Here is a 15,665-nt window from a genome sequence, read left to right as displayed (position 1 = left end):
CATTATCGACGGAAATGAAACGGGGGAAAAGGCGGTGAGACGATGAGTGAACTTTTTTCAGAACGAATTCCTCCGCAAAGCATTGAAGCCGAGCAGGCCGTGCTTGGCGCTGTGTTTTTGGATCCCACTGCGCTGACGCTCGCCTCGGAACGATTAATTCCCGAAGACTTTTACCGTGCGGCCCATCAAAAAATTTTCCACGCCATGCTTCGCGTCGCTGATAAAGGCGAGCCGGTCGATTTAGTGACGGTGACGGCGGAACTGGCCGCTTTGGAGCAGCTGGAGGAAGTTGGCGGTGTCTCCTACTTAAGCGAGCTTGCCGATTCTGTGCCGACAGCGGCCAACGTCGAATACTACGCCCGCATTGTTGAAGAAAAATCATTGCTTCGCCGCCTCATTCGCACGGCGGCATCGATTGCCCAAGATGGCTATACAAGGGAAGATGAAATTGACGTTTTGCTCGATGAAGCGGAACGGAAAATTATGGAGGTTTCCCAACGGAAACATTCAGGCGCCTTTAAAAATATTAAAGATGTTCTTGTACAGACGTATGACAACATTGAGATGCTCCATAACCGGAACGGGGACATCACCGGCATCCCGACCGGATTCACTGAACTCGACCGGATGACGTCCGGATTTCAGCGCAGCGACTTGATTATCGTCGCCGCCCGCCCGTCGGTCGGGAAGACGGCATTCGCGTTAAACATCGCCCAAAATGTGGCGACGAAGACGAACGAAAATGTCGCTATTTTCAGCTTGGAAATGAGCGCCCAGCAGCTTGTGATGCGGATGCTTTGCGCCGAAGGCAACATCAACGCCCAAAACTTGCGCACTGGCAAGCTGACGCCGGAAGATTGGGGAAAGCTGACGATGGCGATGGGTAGTTTGTCAAACGCCGGCATTTATATTGATGATACGCCGAGCATCCGCGTCAGCGATATTCGCGCCAAATGCCGCCGCTTGAAACAGGAAAGCGGCCTCGGCATGGTGGTGATCGATTATTTGCAGCTCATTCAAGGAAGCGGGCGCAACCGGGAAAACCGCCAGCAGGAAGTGTCGGAAATCTCCCGTTCGTTAAAGGCGCTCGCCCGTGAGCTCGAAGTGCCGGTCATCGCTTTGTCACAGCTGTCCCGCAGCGTTGAGCAGCGCCAGGACAAGCGGCCGATGATGTCCGATCTTCGCGAATCGGGGAGCATTGAGCAAGACGCTGATATCGTCGCCTTTTTGTATCGCGACGACTACTACAACAAAGATTCCGAGAACAAAAACATCATCGAAATCATTATCGCCAAACAGCGGAACGGCCCGGTCGGGACGGTGCAGCTCGCCTTTATTAAAGAGTACAATAAATTCGTCAACTTAGAGCGCCGCTTCGATGAGGCGCAAATTCCGCCGGGGGCGTAAGACGGACCGCGCTGCCGGCGGCGAGCGCCTTTTTGTTCTTTTGACCTTTGACTATTTCCCCGTTTACACCCGCGGCGTTGAAGAGGGAGCCTTCCTGATCATTAATAAACGAATAAAAAAGACGATATTTCCTTTTAATGTTCGTGTTTCATTGACTTTATGGCTGAAAACTGGTACACTGACAATGTTTAGACCGAGGAAACTGGAGGTGCTCGCCATGTCGTCAGTCGTTGTTGTCGGCACGCAATGGGGCGATGAAGGGAAAGGGAAAATTACGGACTTTTTATCGGAAAATGCGGAAGTGATTGCCCGGTATCAAGGGGGAAACAACGCTGGACACACGATCGTGTTCAACGGGGAAAAGTATAAGCTGCACTTGATCCCATCGGGCATTTTTTATAAAGATAAAATTTGCGTCATCGGCAATGGGATGGTCGTCGACCCGAAGGCGCTCGTTGCGGAGCTTTCGTATTTGCACGAGCGCGGCATTTCGACCGACAATTTGCGCATCAGCAACCGCGCTCATGTCATTTTGCCGTATCATTTGAAATTGGACGAGCTTGAGGAAGAGCGGAAAGGGGCAAACAAAATCGGCACGACAAAAAAAGGAATCGGGCCGGCGTACATGGACAAGGCGGCGCGCATCGGCATCCGCATCGTTGATTTGCTTGACCGCGACGTGTTTGCCGAAAAGCTGGAGCGCAACTTGAGGGAGAAAAATACGTTGTTTGAAAAAGTGTACGGGGTCGAAGGCTTCCGGTTGGAGGACATTTTTGAGGAGTATTACGAGTACGGCCAGCAAATCGCCAAATATGTCTGCGACACATCGGTCGTATTGAACAATGCGCTCGATGAAGGGCGCCGCGTCTTGTTCGAAGGAGCGCAAGGCGTCATGCTTGACATTGACCAAGGAACGTATCCGTTTGTCACGTCGTCGAATCCAGTCGCTGGCGGGGTAACGATCGGTGCCGGTGTCGGGCCGACAAAAATCAAACATGTCGTCGGGGTGGCGAAAGCATATACGACGCGCGTCGGCGACGGGCCGTTCCCGACAGAGCTGCACGATGAAATCGGCGATCGCATTCGCGAAGTCGGCCGCGAGTATGGGACGACGACCGGCCGTCCGCGCCGCGTCGGCTGGTTTGACAGCGTTGTTGTCCGTCATGCCCGCCGGGTGAGCGGCATTACGGACTTGTCGCTTAACTCGATCGACGTGTTGACCGGCATTGAAACGTTGAAAATTTGCGTCGCCTATCGCTACCGCGGCCAAGTGCTCGAAGAGTTTCCAGCTAGCTTGAAAGTGTTGGCCGAATGCGAGCCGATCTATGAAGAACTTCCTGGCTGGACGGAAGATATCACCGGGGTGAAAAGTCTAGACGAGCTGCCGGCAAACGCCCGCCATTACGTCGAGCGCATTTCCCAGCTCACCGGCATTCCGCTTTCGATTTTCTCCGTCGGCCCGGACCGTTCGCAAACGAACGTTGTCCGCAGCGTCTACGCGTAAGCGGCGATAGTAGACGGTGACAGGCGGCGTATAAACAAAGCAAACTACAGGCATAGATGCACGCGCGTCTATGCTTTTTTTCTTTGATAGGCTCCTCAAAATGGCAATCGGCAAAGGATGATTTCATGTTCATAACATGGTAAATTAGTAATGATAGGATTCCATCGCAAAAGGAAGGATGTGAGCGAGATGGAAAAACGCATTTTAGTCGTTGATGATGAAAAACCGATTGCCGATATTTTGCAATTTAATTTGCAAAAAGAAGGATATGAAGTCATTTGCGCCTACGACGGCGAAGAAGCGCTGCAAAAAGTCGAAGAAACGATGCCGGACTTGATTTTATTGGATATTATGTTGCCGTTAAAAGACGGCATGGAAGTATGCCGCGAAGTGCGGAAAAAGTATGATATGCCGATCATTATGCTGACGGCGAAAGATTCCGAGATTGATAAAGTGCTTGGGTTGGAGCTCGGTGCGGACGATTATGTGACAAAGCCGTTCAGCACGCGCGAGCTGCTGGCGCGGGTGAAGGCAAACTTGCGCCGCCATGCGCAAACGGCCAACCAAGAAGAAGGAGAAAACGAAACAAATGAAATCGTCATTGGCCCGCTCGTCATCCGTCCGGACGCGTATGTCGTGCAAAAGCGGGGGGAAACAATTGAACTGACCCACCGCGAATTTGAACTGCTTCATTACTTGGCGAAGCATATCGGCCAAGTGATGACGCGCGAGCATTTGTTGCAAACCGTCTGGGGCTACGATTACTATGGCGATGTGCGCACCGTGGACGTGACGGTAAGACGTCTGCGTGAAAAAATTGAGGACAACCCTTCCCACCCGAATTGGATCGTCACAAGGCGGGGCGTCGGCTATTACTTGCGCAATCCGGAACAGGAGTCATGAGCCAGCATGAAAAAAGTAGGCCCATTCCGTTCGATTCATTTTAAGTTTGTCATCATTTATGTATTATTGATTCTCGTCGCCATGCAAATCATCGGCGTGTACTTCGTTCGCAAGCTGGAAACGGAGCTTGTGCAGAACTTTAAAAACTCATTAAACGAACGGGTGACCTTGCTCGCCTATAACGTCGAGCAGGCGATGAATCGGGAGCGCGATGAAAAAAGCCCGACATTGGAAGAAGACATCCGTTCGCTTCTTCATGATTTCGTTTCCCAAGACATTTCCGAAGTGCGCGTCATCGATGAGAAAGGGAAAGTGTTGGCAACGTCCAATCCGTATACGCAAAATATCGTCGGGAAGCGGACGACGGAAATTTACGTAAAACGTTCACTTGTTACGGGTGAAATGGTTGACCAGATGCTGCTCGATTCGAAAACAGGCCATCGCATGTACATTTCGTCGACTCCGATTAAAACGAGCGGCGAAATCAAAGGTGTCATTTACGTCATCGCCTCGATGGAAAACGTCTTTTCGCAAATGCGGCAAATCAATATGATTTTGGCGACCGGGACGGGGATCGCTCTCGCCATTACCGCCGTGCTCGGCATTTTTTTGTCGCGCACGATCACCCGGCCGATTTCCGATATGCGCCGGCAAGCGCTGGCGATGACGAGGGGAGATTTCTCCCGCAAGGTGAAAGTGTACGGCTATGATGAAATCGGCCAATTGGCGATGACGTTCAACAATTTGACGAAAAAATTGCAGGAAGCGCAGGCGACGACGGAAGGGGAACGGCGCAAGCTCGAGTCCGTCTTGACGCATATGACCGATGGCGTCATTGCGACCGACCGTCGCGGGCGCGTCATTCTCATTAACGATGCAGCGTTAAACATTTTGAATGTTTCACGTGAAACAGTGCTGTCGAGTTCGATCGTCGACGTGCTTGGCATTGCCGACCAGTATACGTTTGAAACGCTGCTTGAGGAGCGTGATTCGCTCATTTTAGATTTCAGCACGGATGAGGAACTGTATATTTTGCGCGCGTCGTTGTCGGTGATTCAAAAAGAGGGCGGATTTGTCAATGGGTTGATCGTCGTTTTGCACGATATTACCGAACAGGAAAAAATCGACCGCGAGCGGCGGCAGTTTGTCGCCAACGTGTCACATGAATTGCGCACGCCGCTCACCACGATGAAAAGCTACTTAGAAGCGCTCGCTGACGGCGCTTGGCAAGATAAAGACATCGCGCCGAGGTTCATTCAAGTCGTGCAAAATGAAACGGAACGGATGATTCGGCTCGTCAACGACTTGCTCCATCTGTCCAAGCTCGACAGCAAAGACTACAAGCTGAAGAAAACGTGGATCAATTTTTCGGCCTATTTCCATAAAGTCATTGACCGATTTGAGTTGACGAAAAGCGACAACATCCGGTTCGTTCGCAAAATTCCGCGCGAGGCGATTTTTATTGAAGTTGATGAAGATAAAATTACGCAAGTGTTAGATAACATTATTTCGAACGCTTTGAAATACTCTCCGCAAGGCGGGACGATTACGTTTCGCGTCCGCAAACTTGCTGATGAAATTATCGTCAGCGTCAGCGACGAAGGAGTCGGCATTCCGAAAGCCGACTTGGCAAAAATTTTCGAACGGTTTTACCGGGTCGACAAGGCGCGATCGCGCAAATTGGGCGGTACGGGGCTTGGGCTGGCCATTGCCAAAGAAGTCGTCGTTGCCCATGGCGGGACGATTTGGGCAGAAAGCAAGGAGCATAAAGGAACGACGATTTATTTTACGCTGCCGCTAGAACGCGAGCAAAAGGATGACTGGTGCGATGTATGAAACGATCAAAACCATCGTGTTGACGTTGCTTGTGCTCATCAGCATTACCTTAACGTTTGCCTTATGGACATATCATCCGAAATACGACGTGCTGCAAAACGACGAATACATTCAACACGTCTCCGTGAGCAATACGCAAGTGGATACAGCGATGGTCGTGCAGCCAAAGCAGATTCTCATTCATAAAAACGGCGTCCCCTATGCTGTGACGAAAGACGAAGAGAAAAATGAAGTGCTGAAAGAAATGAGAAAATGGACGCTTGACGATTTCGAAGATGTTTCGTCTTCTGTTCCACAAGGGAAGTTTTTATCGTTTTTAAACGGCAAAGAGCGGCTCGAGATCATTTACCCCGATGAGGTGCCGATCGACATATACCGATTGATTTTCACGATCGATGACAGGGGGCTCGACGGATTGGCGTTTGACCGCCTGCTCGTCCCGCTCGGCGGGAAGGACGAGTTCCCCATCTACTTCATCGCGACCGACAAGCACAAAATTTACAAGGCGATTGCCAGCGATGCCTCCTTGTCGGCGATCGGCCGGCTGGCGAAAGAAGCGAGCCATTTTCCGCGTTATTTCGCTTATCCGGTCAGCGAAACGAAGCAGTTGTATTTGCCGGAAAAAGAAGTGGTGCTCAGCAGTCTGCAATATTATACCGACGAGCTGGACGCAGACAAGTTTAAAGAAGCGCTCTTTAGCGATCCAAGCTTTGTCAAAAAAGATTTGATTCCGTTTGGCGAAGAATATACAGACGGTTCGCGGCTGATGGACGTCGATTTTCTTCAACGGATGCTGCTGTATGTGAATCCAGCGGCGCGCGTCTCGAATATGGGACAAACGGAGCAAGAAACCCATATCATCCAAAAAAGCATTGATTTCGTCAATGAGCATGGCGGTTGGACGGATCTGTACCATTTCGCCCGCTGGAGCGAGGAGGATCGAAAAGTCACGTTCCGGCTTGTCGTCAACGGCTATCCAGTCTTTAATGAATACGGCATGTCAGAAATCGTGGAGACGTGGGGAGCGTCCGATTTGATGAAATATCAGCGCCCGCTCTTCCGCCTTGAAATCGCGGATCGCAACCGCACATCAAAAACGCTGCCGTCCGGCCATGAGATCGTCAACTGGTTCGAACAGACGAAAGGCGTTCGCAAATCACTCATCAAAGATATCGCCATCGGCTATGAGCTCATCAAAGATCCGGAGCGGGAAAAAGTCATCCGCCTTGAACCGGCATGGTTCTACTTGTACGGACAAACGTGGAAAAAGGTGAACATGGGCGATGAGGCGGGAGGAGGGGGAACAAATGGACTGGAGTAAAACGAAGACGATTTTTATTATCGTGTTCCTCATCCTCGACTGCTTTTTAGGCTATCAGTTTATGGAAAAACGAAACAGCAGCCAGCTCGATGTCATTTTGGAAACGACGATTGAAGAGCAGCTTGAGGCGAACGGCATTACGTACGTCGAGTTGCCGAAAGAAGTGACGAAAGCGGCGTATGTCAGCGGCAAAAGCCGCTCATTCACCATGGCGGATGTAAAAAAGCTGCCCGGGCAAAAAGTGAAAATCGAAGGAGAAACGAAAGTCAAAGGGACGTTCATTGATCCGGTTGCGCTGCCGATTGACGATCCATACCAGCTGCGTGAGTTTTTGCAGCGCTACATCATCGGTGGTGGGCAATATGCCTTTTGGTCGTTTGATGAAAAACAAGGAATCTTGACCTGCTACCAAGTGTATGACGGCAAGATGATTTACGGCAATGAAAACAGCAAGCTCGTCATCCATGTCAACGGGAGACGGGAAGCGTTGTCGTATGAACAGACGATGCTCAGCGAATTGGAAAAGTACGAGCGGAAGCAAGATATCGTCCCGGCGATTAAAGCCATTGAGACGTTGTACCGAAAAGGGCATTTGCAGCCGGGCGACCGCGTCACGAAAGTGGAGCTTGGCTATTACGGGCTTGTTCAATTTACTGCATCCCAAGTGTTGACTCCAACTTGGCATATCGTTGTCAATCGGAAGGAAGACTATTTCGTCAATGCGTTTGAAGGGCAAGTGATCAATGATCAAGGAAATGTGCTGGAGTGAAAGAACATGACGATGCGATTTAGTGTGCTGGCCAGCGGCAGCACCGGCAACGCCTTTTACATTGAGACAGATCGCCAGCGCCTGCTTGTTGACGCCGGTTTGAGCGGCAAGCAGCTTGAGGAGCTGTTTGTTGAAATCGGCCGCCATCCGAAACAGCTTGATGCGTTGCTTGTCACCCATGAACATAGTGACCATATTAAAGGGCTTGGCGTCCTCGCCCGCAAATACCGGCTGCCGGTGTATGCGAATGAAAAAACGTGGCGGGCGATGGAACAAGCGGTCGGCGACATTCCGGCCGAGCAAAAATTTGTCTTTCCACTCGGCGCGGTAAGGACGTTCGGCGATGTCGACGTCGAATCGTTCGGCGTCTCCCATGACGCCGCCGAGCCGATGTTTTACGTTTTCCACTATGAAGGGAAAAAGCTTGTGTTGCTCACTGATACCGGCTATGTGAGTGAGCGGATGAAAAAGACGATTGAAAATGCGGATGTGTTCGTGTTTGAAAGCAATCACGACGTTGGCATGTTGCGGATGGGGAAGTACCCATGGAACGTCAAGCGCCGCATTTTAAGCGATGTCGGCCATATTTCGAATGAGGAAGCGGGTTTGGCGCTTGCTGACGTGATCGGCGACCGGACAAAGCAAATTTATTTGGCCCATTTGAGCCAAGATAACAATATGAAAGAGCTGGCGCGCATGACCGTGGCGCAAGTGTTGGAACAGAAAGGCTTGACGGTCGGCGCCCGCTTTCATTTGTACGATACCGATCCGCGTCGGGCGACGGCGCTGGCGTATGTATAAAGCCCGTTTTGCCGAAACTGAGGGAAACGCATTTGTTGGATTTTTTCTCCTGTTCATGATTATAATGAGGGATGGAGACGAATGCGGAAAGGATGGTGAGCATGGGATATTACGACGACCATTATGAGCCGTACGAACAAACGAGGAGGAAGCGGCGCAGCGGATCGTTTGTTTCTGCGCTTGTCGGCGCCGTGCTAGGAGGACTGCTCGTCCTCATGTCCATTCCGGCGCTTTCCCGTTGGGATATCCTCCCGTATGATGCTGTGCCGCCGCAAGGCGCAGAGGAAGAGCCGGAGGGAGGAAACGGAGCTCCGCCGATTCGGCAGAACGTTTCCGTTGATGTGACGACGGCGGTGACGAAGGCGATTGACCAAGTGTCGGATGCGGTTGTCGGCGTTGTCAACATTCAAGAAGCCAGCTTCTGGTCGCAAGGAGGCGAGGCTGGCGTCGGATCGGGCGTCATTTACAAGAAAGCGGGAGACCGGGCGTTTATCGTCACGAACCATCATGTTGTTGAAAACGCCAGTCAGCTCGAAGTGAGCCTCAAAGATGGGACGAGAGTGCCGGCAAAGCTGCTTGGCAGCGATGTGCTTATGGATTTAGCTGTCTTGGAAATTGATGCGAAGCATGTGAAAAAAGTCGCCCAGTTCGGCAACTCCGATACGGTGAAGCCAGGCGAGCCGGTCATTGCCATCGGCAACCCGCTCGGCTTGCAGTTTGCCGGCTCGGTGACGCAAGGCATTATTTCCGGAACGAACCGGACGGTCGAAGTCGATTTGGACCAAGACGGCGCTCCAGACTGGAACGCAGAAGTGTTGCAGACAGATGCGGCGATCAATCCGGGCAACAGCGGCGGCGCTCTTGTCAATATCAAAGGGCAAGTCATCGGCATCAACTCGATGAAAATCGCCCAAGAGGCGGTCGAAGGCATCGGGTTCGCTATCCCGATCAACACGGCCATTCCGATCATTTCGGACTTGGAAAAATACGGACAAGTGCGCCGTCCGTATATGGGCGTTGAACTTCGATCGCTAAGCGACATCCCATCGTACCATTTGCAGGCGACGCTCCATTTGCCGCCGAACGTAACGGAAGGAGTGGCGGTCATTCAAGTCGTGCCGATGTCGCCGGCCGCACAGGCGGGCTTAAAGCAGTTTGATGTCATCGTCGCGCTTGACGGTGAAAAAATCCGCAACGTGCTTGATTTGCGCAAGTATTTGTATACGAAAAAATCGATCGGAGACCAGATGGAAGTCACGTTTTATCGTGATGGGAAAAAACGCACGGTCACGATGAAGCTGGCGCGCGAGTCGTATTAAACGAAAACGGACGGAGGGAGCGGAAACGCTCCTTCTTTTTTCCACAAGGAAAGGAGTGAGAATGATGATATTCACATGTGAAGAACATGTCGACATCGCCATTGATCAATATGTAGATGAAACGGAACAGGCGCCGGATCTCCTGCCTGTGGACAACAGCGAAAAACAGTGCCATTTTTGCTCGAAACAAGCTGTATATCTCGTAGGAGGATAACAGTTTTTTCACAACATGTGGATATGTGTTGTGTATATGTGGATAAATTCTGTTGATAAGCTGTTTATAAGGCAGGGGTTGTTTGTGCATATTTCCATTGTCGCTGTGGGTAAATTGAAGGAAAAATATTTAATCGCTGGAATTAATGAATATACAAAGCGTCTGTCCGCGTACGCCAAAATCGACATCATCGAAGTCGCTGATGAAAAAACGCCGGAGCGGGCGAGCGAACTTGAGGAGGAACAAATCAAAGAGCGCGAAGGAGAACGGCTGCTGGCGAAAATTCCGCATGACGCCCACGTCATCGTGCTCGCGATTGAAGGGAAGATGAAATCGTCCGAGCAATTCGCCGCCCGTCTCGATGAGCTCGCCACCTACGGCAAAAGCAAAGTGGTGTTCGTCATCGGCGGCTCGCTCGGCTTAAGCAAACAAGTGATGGCGCGCGCCGACGAGACGTTGTCGTTTTCGAAAATGACGTTTCCACACCAGCTGATGCGCCTCATTTTGCTCGAGCAAATTTACCGCGCATTTCGGATTAACCGCGGCGAACCGTATCATAAATAAAGGTCGATCAACGCCAAATCCGAGAACGCCTTTACCAGCTAGCTTCGGCGTCAACGAATTTCCCGCTGCCTGCTTGCGGTTATGCGATCTCTGTGCCATTGTAGAGGCGGCGCCTTTTCATACGGGCTTGGAATCAACCGGGAGGGAAAAGGGGCCACCTCCTCACGCAACTCCCCCGCATTGGGCTGATACTTTATTTTTGCCGCTTTCTTTCGAACGGAGCAATAAATGGTCGGCATAAATGTACGCTTTTTCAATCGACATCGTTCCTTCTGCTTGACAAAAGTAAAGGCCAAAGGACGACGTATAGGCAATGGGACGTTTCGCCGCCATGTAATCGACCAACACAGTGCTATGGCGCACTGTTTCCCGCATTTGTTCGACAAGCTGGACGCTTTCTTCAAACGTGCGATGGCGCAAAAACATCGTAAATTCTTCGCCGCCGCTGCGGAACAAAAAATCGCCCTCTTTGAGAAACTGTTTCAATGTCGAGGCAAAATGGCGGATCACCTCGTCGCCGACGGCATGGTTGTACGTGTCGTTAATCGCTTTAAAATTGTCGATATCGGCGACGACGACGCCAATCCATTCGCCTGTTCCGTTTAACTTGGTGATCGTTTTGTCCATGTAGGCGCGGTTATGGACGCCGGTCAGAAAGTCGGTGTATGCCATTTTTTCAAACTGATCGCGCTCTAGTTTATGCTGGATGCTTTGCGACTTGGAAAAGAACGAGCGGCTGACGAAGTAATTAAGCAAAAATAAGCTCAAGAGCATATCCCACCGCTGTTCTTGCAAAAAGAGAAATAACAGGCCGTTTGTCAGCGCCGTTTTTCCCATGTCCATCCAGCTTCTCGTCTTAATAAAATCCAGCGCCTCGCGCTGCGTCCGAATGTCGCCGGTCATATAAAAAATGACGATGAGGCAGCAATCAGTCAAAAATGAAACGATGACGACGAGCAGAAACAGAAGCAGCCAAAAGCCGATAAGCGGAACAGACTGAAACAGCGGACCAAGGAGATTGTATAAGGCAAACGCTAGTGAATTGAACATCACAAAAGAGCCGATGTTGTACAATGTGTGCAGCCATTCATCCGGTTCCGCTGTTTTCAAATATTTTTTTGCCATATGTTCAGTCAAGCGAAACAATGTTTCAAAGATAAACAGCCCGAGCGGGCCGGCAAATAAGGCGAACGATAAGCTATAGTTAATGCCGTAATCAACGGGAATATTGTTTTTCGTTTTGTCGATGACGCGCAAGTGTGAATACAAGCTAGAAAACAGCCAATAAAACAGCAAAGCGATGACATAGGTGCGATCGAAGGAAGGCGGTTCTGACACAAAAACAACAACAATGGATGCGGAAAAAACAGTAAAAATGATCGGTCGTGCTCGGAGTAACATCTCGGCTCTCTCTCCTATAAATCTGACCTCTGACAACTTCGGCGTTGGCGAAGTGATGCCAAAAAAGAGGATGGCCACTCCATGCCAGTGGCTTTCAGCAAAAATACGGGTTATAGCAGGCGATGGCGGATGGTGAATTTGGAAACCGCCATTTTTTTATAGAATCAATATGTTCCCAATTGGAACAAACGAACATATGGTTACATCTATTATAGTACTATATACACAATTGTGAAAATAGTGAAAATAGACGAAATGGCGTTGTTTTTCGCCTTTTTTCCACAAAATTTGACACATATTGAGTGAAAGCTGGCTCAAATCGATGCCGATTCTTTAGTGAACAATACAGCTGGATCGCGCTTGTTTCGCTGAATGAAAAGGGAAGCATATAAAGCATGGGTGGTTCTTCCAGTACAGCTAGCGCGATTGCGGCGTTGTCGGCGACGGAAAGGCCGGAAATATCATATCGCCGAATCCGAATACGATTGCGGCGGCCGAGGTGTTTGGCGCTTCTCTTTTCCCGCTCATGACGGCTACGGGCAGCCATGGCTTGCTCGTTGCATAGTATGTTGGCCGACTTGTTTGCGCACAAAGGAAGTAGCGCTTCGGTTGGCGAACAACATTATAGTTGGAGGGTGCTGTCATCGTTTATGCCAAGGCGGCCGTTCCCGATGACTTTTGGTTGCCAGTGTTTGGATGGAGACAAAAGAGGAGGGAAAAAGAATGAAAATTGTCATTGCCCCTGATTCATTTAAAGAAAGCCTTTCTGCGCTCGAAGTCGCCGAGGCGGTCGAGCGCGGGTTCCGCACGGTGTTTCCGGAGGCGGAATACGTTAAGGTGCCGATGGCCGACGGCGGGGAAGGGACGGTGCGGTCGCTCGTTGATGCGACCGGCGGCCGCATCGTCGAAACGGAAGTGACCGGGCCGCTCGGCGAGCCGGTGCGGGCGTTTTTTGGCTTGCTTGGCGATGGGAAGACGGCGGTGATTGAAATGGCCGCCGCCTCGGGATTGCACCTTGTCCCGCGCGACCGGCGCAACCCGTTGGTGACGACGACGCGAGGGACAGGGGAGTTGATCCTTGCAGCGCTGGATGCCGGCGCCACCCACCTCATCATCGGCATCGGCGGCAGCGCGACGAACGACGGTGGGGCCGGCATGGTGCAGGCGCTCGGGGGGCGGCTTTTGGACGAAGACGGCCGCGACATCGGTCCGGGCGGCGGCGCGCTGGCCGATTTGCATGCGATTGACCTTTCCGGTCTCGACCCGCGTCTTGGGGGAGTCCGCATTGACGTGGCGTGCGACGTCGACAACCCGCTCACTGGGCCGAACGGAGCGTCCGCCATTTTCGGTCCGCAAAAGGGAGCGACGCCGGACATGGTCGCGGTCCTCGACCAGAATTTAGCGCATTACGCTGATGTCATCCGCCGCGAGCTCGGTAAACAAGTCGGCGACATTCCCGGCGCTGGCGCGGCCGGCGGTTTGGGGGCAGGGCTGCTCGCGTTTCTCCCGGCCGAGCTGAAGCGCGGCGTGGAGATTGTGATCGAGACGGTTCAGCTCGCGGAGCGCGTCAAAGACGCTGACTTGGTCATCACCGGCGAAGGGCGGATCGATGGACAGACGGTGTTCGGCAAAACGCCGATCGGCGTCGCCAAGACAGCGAAACGGTTCGGCGTCCCGGTCATCGGCATCGCCGGGTCGTTGGGCGACGACAGCGCCGTCGTGTTGGATCATGGCATCGACGCGCTGTTTACGATCGTGCCCGGCGTCGTGCCGCTTGAAAAAGCGTTGGAGCAGGCGGAACATTATGTGACACAAACGGCGCGGCATATTGCCTCTGTGTATCGTCTCGGTCAAATGAAAAGGACATCTTCCTCCTAAGCGGGGAAGATTTTTTTACAAGTATAATGACAGAAAAATATAAATATTTTATAATAAAATTTGTATTTATAGAAAAGAAAGGGGATGAATGGATGGAGAAATGGGTGGAGACGGTCAGTAATCTTGTTTGGAGCCCGGCGTTGATCATCCTTTGCATTGTCGTTGGCTTGTTTTTTTCGCTATCAACCCGTTTTTTGCAGCTTCGGCATTTTGCAGAGATGATCAGACAAATGTTCCGCGGCAAAAGTTCAGACGAAGGAATTTCGTCATTCCAGGCGCTTTCATTGGCGCTCTCCGGCCGGGTCGGCACGGGGAACATCGCTGGGGTGGCTACGGCGATCGCCTACGGCGGTCCAGGTGCGGTGTTTTGGATGTGGCTCATTGCCTTCGTCGGAGCCGGTTCGGCGTTCGTTGAAGCGGCGTTGGCTCAGGTGTACAAGACGAAACAAGACGGTCAGTTTCGCGGCGGACCTGCCTATTATATTGAAAAAGGGTTGAAATGGAAATGGTATGCCGTGCTGTTTGCCGTCGTCACGGTACTGGCGACCGGCGTCCTTCTTCCGGGCGTTCAGGCCAACAGTATTGCTGAGGGGATGAAAAATGCCTTTTCTATTCATCCGGCGATAACAGGGATCGGGATTGTCGTTTTGCTAGGTATCATCATTTTAGGCGGTGTAAAGCGCATCGCCCGGGCAGCGGAATTCATCGTGCCGTTTATGGCCATCGGCTATATTTTAATGGCAGTCATTATCGTTGTGGTGAATATTGAGAAACTGCCGGAAGTGCTCGGTCTTATTTTCCGCAGCGCGTTTGGCGCCGATGCTGCGTTCGGCGGCATTTTAGGGGCGGCCATCTCGTGGGGGGTCAAGCGCGGCATTTACTCGAACGAGGCGGGACAAGGGACGGCGCCGCATGCAGCGGCTGCGGCCGAAGTGTCGCACCCAGCGAAGCAAGGCCTCGTTCAGGCGTTTTCGGTTTATATTGACACATGGTTTGTCTGCTCGGCGACGGCCTTTATGATTTTAATGACCGGCATGTACAACGTCACACCGGAAGGAAAAGCGCCGATCGTGCAAACGCTTGGCGATGTCAAGCCTGGGCCGATTTACACGCAAAAGGCGGTGGAAACCGTCTTCCCGGATCTCGGTGCACCGTTTGTCGCAGTTGCATTGTTCTTCTTTGCATTTACAACCATTATGGCCTACTACTATATGGCGGAGACGAACATCGCGTACTTAGGACGGCTGCTGAAATGGAAAAACGTCCGAGCGTTCCAGTTTGCGTTGAAGATCGTCATGCTAGGCGTTGTCTTTTACGGTTCAGTAAAAACGGCTGAACTCGCTTGGATGCTCGGCGACATCGGCGTCGGCAGCATGGCGTGGTTGAACTTGATCGCGATCTTGCTGTTGGCCAAACCGGCGCTCAAGGTGTTAAAAGACTATGAACAGCAGAAAAAAGAAGGGAGAGACCCGGTGTTTGACCCGGCGAAGCTCGGCATTGAAGGGGCCGATTTTTGGGAGTATGACTACAAAGCGCGAGAAACAAAGGCAGCAAGCGGAAAATAAACGAAGAAGGCCTGTTCGCCCATCCGTCTTAGAGGCTGGTGAAAAAAACAGTTATTTCTCCTAATCGACAGTTCTCGAGTGAAGAGAAAGACAGACTTTATGGGGTTTCTCTATTTGAGAAATTCCATTGTTGAGCCATATTTTCTGTTCAATCAACATCTTTCTTGGGCGGGCAATAGAAAA

13 protein-coding genes are annotated in these 15,665 nt (G+C 51.5%); 12 read left to right on the top strand and 1 reads right to left on the bottom strand.

The features are described from left to right. Positions 1-42 precede the first annotated feature (42 nt). The 10 genes from dnaB to rlmH all read left to right on the top strand — a co-directional run bounded on the left by dnaB (position 43) and on the right by rlmH (position 10,638). Positions 43-1,407 carry a replicative DNA helicase gene (gene dnaB, locus B1A75_RS04500; protein WP_074042928.1) on the top strand — a complete coding sequence of 455 codons (1,365 nt, stop codon included), beginning with the start codon at positions 43-45 and terminating at the stop codon, positions 1,405-1,407. Between the two features lie 217 nt (positions 1,408-1,624). Further along, entirely contained in the window at positions 1,625-2,911 is a 1,287-nt protein-coding gene (locus B1A75_RS04495) for an adenylosuccinate synthase (protein ID WP_074042927.1), read from the top strand. Between the two features lie 189 nt (positions 2,912-3,100). Further along, positions 3,101-3,814 carry a response regulator YycF gene (yycF, locus tag B1A75_RS04490; RefSeq protein ID WP_011232938.1) on the top strand — a complete coding sequence of 238 codons (714 nt, stop codon included), beginning with the start codon at positions 3,101-3,103 and terminating at the stop codon, positions 3,812-3,814. 6 nt (positions 3,815-3,820) lie between these two features. Next, the gene (gene walK / locus B1A75_RS04485; RefSeq protein ID WP_074042926.1) at positions 3,821-5,650 is read left to right on the top strand and encodes a cell wall metabolism sensor histidine kinase WalK; all 1,830 of its coding nucleotides are present in this window, start codon (positions 3,821-3,823) and stop codon (positions 5,648-5,650) included. Then, on the top strand, positions 5,643-6,971 hold the full coding sequence (locus B1A75_RS04480) for a YycH family regulatory protein (protein WP_074042925.1): 1,329 nt from the start codon (positions 5,643-5,645) through the stop codon (positions 6,969-6,971). The genes walK and B1A75_RS04480 overlap by 8 nt, the downstream gene beginning before the upstream one ends. After that, the gene (locus B1A75_RS04475) at positions 6,958-7,740 is read left to right on the top strand and encodes a two-component system regulatory protein YycI (protein WP_074042924.1); all 783 of its coding nucleotides are present in this window, start codon (positions 6,958-6,960) and stop codon (positions 7,738-7,740) included. The genes B1A75_RS04480 and B1A75_RS04475 overlap by 14 nt, the downstream gene beginning before the upstream one ends. Positions 7,741-7,746: 6 nt before the next feature. Beyond that, on the top strand, positions 7,747-8,541 hold the full coding sequence (locus B1A75_RS04470) for an MBL fold metallo-hydrolase (protein WP_074042923.1): 795 nt from the start codon (positions 7,747-7,749) through the stop codon (positions 8,539-8,541). Between the two features lie 101 nt (positions 8,542-8,642). Further along, positions 8,643-9,860 (top strand): S1C family serine protease, encoded by a 1,218-nt coding sequence (locus B1A75_RS04465; RefSeq protein WP_079935827.1) that lies wholly within the window; start codon positions 8,643-8,645, stop codon positions 9,858-9,860. Positions 9,861-9,921: 61 nt separating this feature from the next. Further along, positions 9,922-10,074: a CxxH/CxxC protein gene (locus tag B1A75_RS04460; RefSeq protein ID WP_079935826.1), complete on the top strand. Its 153-nt coding sequence runs from the start codon at positions 9,922-9,924 to the stop codon at positions 10,072-10,074. Positions 10,075-10,158: 84 nt separating this feature from the next. Continuing rightward, positions 10,159-10,638 carry a 23S rRNA (pseudouridine(1915)-N(3))-methyltransferase RlmH gene (rlmH, locus tag B1A75_RS04455; RefSeq protein WP_074042920.1) on the top strand — a complete coding sequence of 160 codons (480 nt, stop codon included), beginning with the start codon at positions 10,159-10,161 and terminating at the stop codon, positions 10,636-10,638. Between the two features lie 162 nt (positions 10,639-10,800). On the opposite strand, the gene B1A75_RS04450 is transcribed toward rlmH, so the two are convergent. Continuing rightward, positions 10,801-12,039 carry a GGDEF domain-containing protein gene (locus B1A75_RS04450; RefSeq protein ID WP_074042919.1) on the bottom strand — a complete coding sequence of 413 codons (1,239 nt, stop codon included), beginning with the start codon at positions 12,037-12,039 and terminating at the stop codon, positions 10,801-10,803. A 723-nt stretch (positions 12,040-12,762) separates the two neighbouring features. Between B1A75_RS04450 and B1A75_RS04445 the strand changes: the two genes are divergently transcribed. Continuing rightward, complete coding sequence (locus B1A75_RS04445; RefSeq protein ID WP_079935825.1) at positions 12,763-13,917, top strand: glycerate kinase; 1,155 nt, start codon at positions 12,763-12,765, stop codon at positions 13,915-13,917. Between the two features lie 92 nt (positions 13,918-14,009). After that, positions 14,010-15,482, top strand: coding sequence for an alanine/glycine:cation symporter family protein (locus B1A75_RS04440; RefSeq protein ID WP_044743002.1), 1,473 nt, complete (start codon positions 14,010-14,012; stop codon positions 15,480-15,482). The last annotated feature ends 183 nt before the right edge of the window (positions 15,483-15,665 follow it).

The sequence above is a fragment of the Geobacillus sp. LEMMY01 genome (assembly GCF_002042905.1).
Lineage (GTDB): Bacteria > Bacillota > Bacilli > Bacillales > Anoxybacillaceae > Geobacillus > Geobacillus proteiniphilus.
The sequence above is the reverse complement of the archived record's forward strand: the minus strand, read 5'-3'. Positions and strand labels throughout refer to the sequence as shown.

Coding starts and splice junctions, on each gene's coding strand:
- dnaB (WP_074042928.1), top strand. CDS start 43: ATGAGTGAACTTTTTTCAGAACGAATTCCTCCGCAAAGCATTGAAGCC.
- B1A75_RS04495 (WP_074042927.1), top strand. CDS start 1,625: ATGTCGTCAGTCGTTGTTGTCGGCACGCAATGGGGCGATGAAGGGAAA.
- yycF (WP_011232938.1), top strand. CDS start 3,101: ATGGAAAAACGCATTTTAGTCGTTGATGATGAAAAACCGATTGCCGAT.
- walK (WP_074042926.1), top strand. CDS start 3,821: ATGAAAAAAGTAGGCCCATTCCGTTCGATTCATTTTAAGTTTGTCATC.
- B1A75_RS04480 (WP_074042925.1), top strand. CDS start 5,643: ATGTATGAAACGATCAAAACCATCGTGTTGACGTTGCTTGTGCTCATC.
- B1A75_RS04475 (WP_074042924.1), top strand. CDS start 6,958: ATGGACTGGAGTAAAACGAAGACGATTTTTATTATCGTGTTCCTCATC.
- B1A75_RS04470 (WP_074042923.1), top strand. CDS start 7,747: ATGACGATGCGATTTAGTGTGCTGGCCAGCGGCAGCACCGGCAACGCC.
- B1A75_RS04465 (WP_079935827.1), top strand. CDS start 8,643: ATGGGATATTACGACGACCATTATGAGCCGTACGAACAAACGAGGAGG.
- B1A75_RS04460 (WP_079935826.1), top strand. CDS start 9,922: ATGATGATATTCACATGTGAAGAACATGTCGACATCGCCATTGATCAA.
- B1A75_RS04450 (WP_074042919.1), bottom strand. CDS start 12,039: ATGTTACTCCGAGCACGACCGATCATTTTTACTGTTTTTTCCGCATCC.
- B1A75_RS04445 (WP_079935825.1), top strand. CDS start 12,763: ATGAAAATTGTCATTGCCCCTGATTCATTTAAAGAAAGCCTTTCTGCG.
- B1A75_RS04440 (WP_044743002.1), top strand. CDS start 14,010: ATGGAGAAATGGGTGGAGACGGTCAGTAATCTTGTTTGGAGCCCGGCG.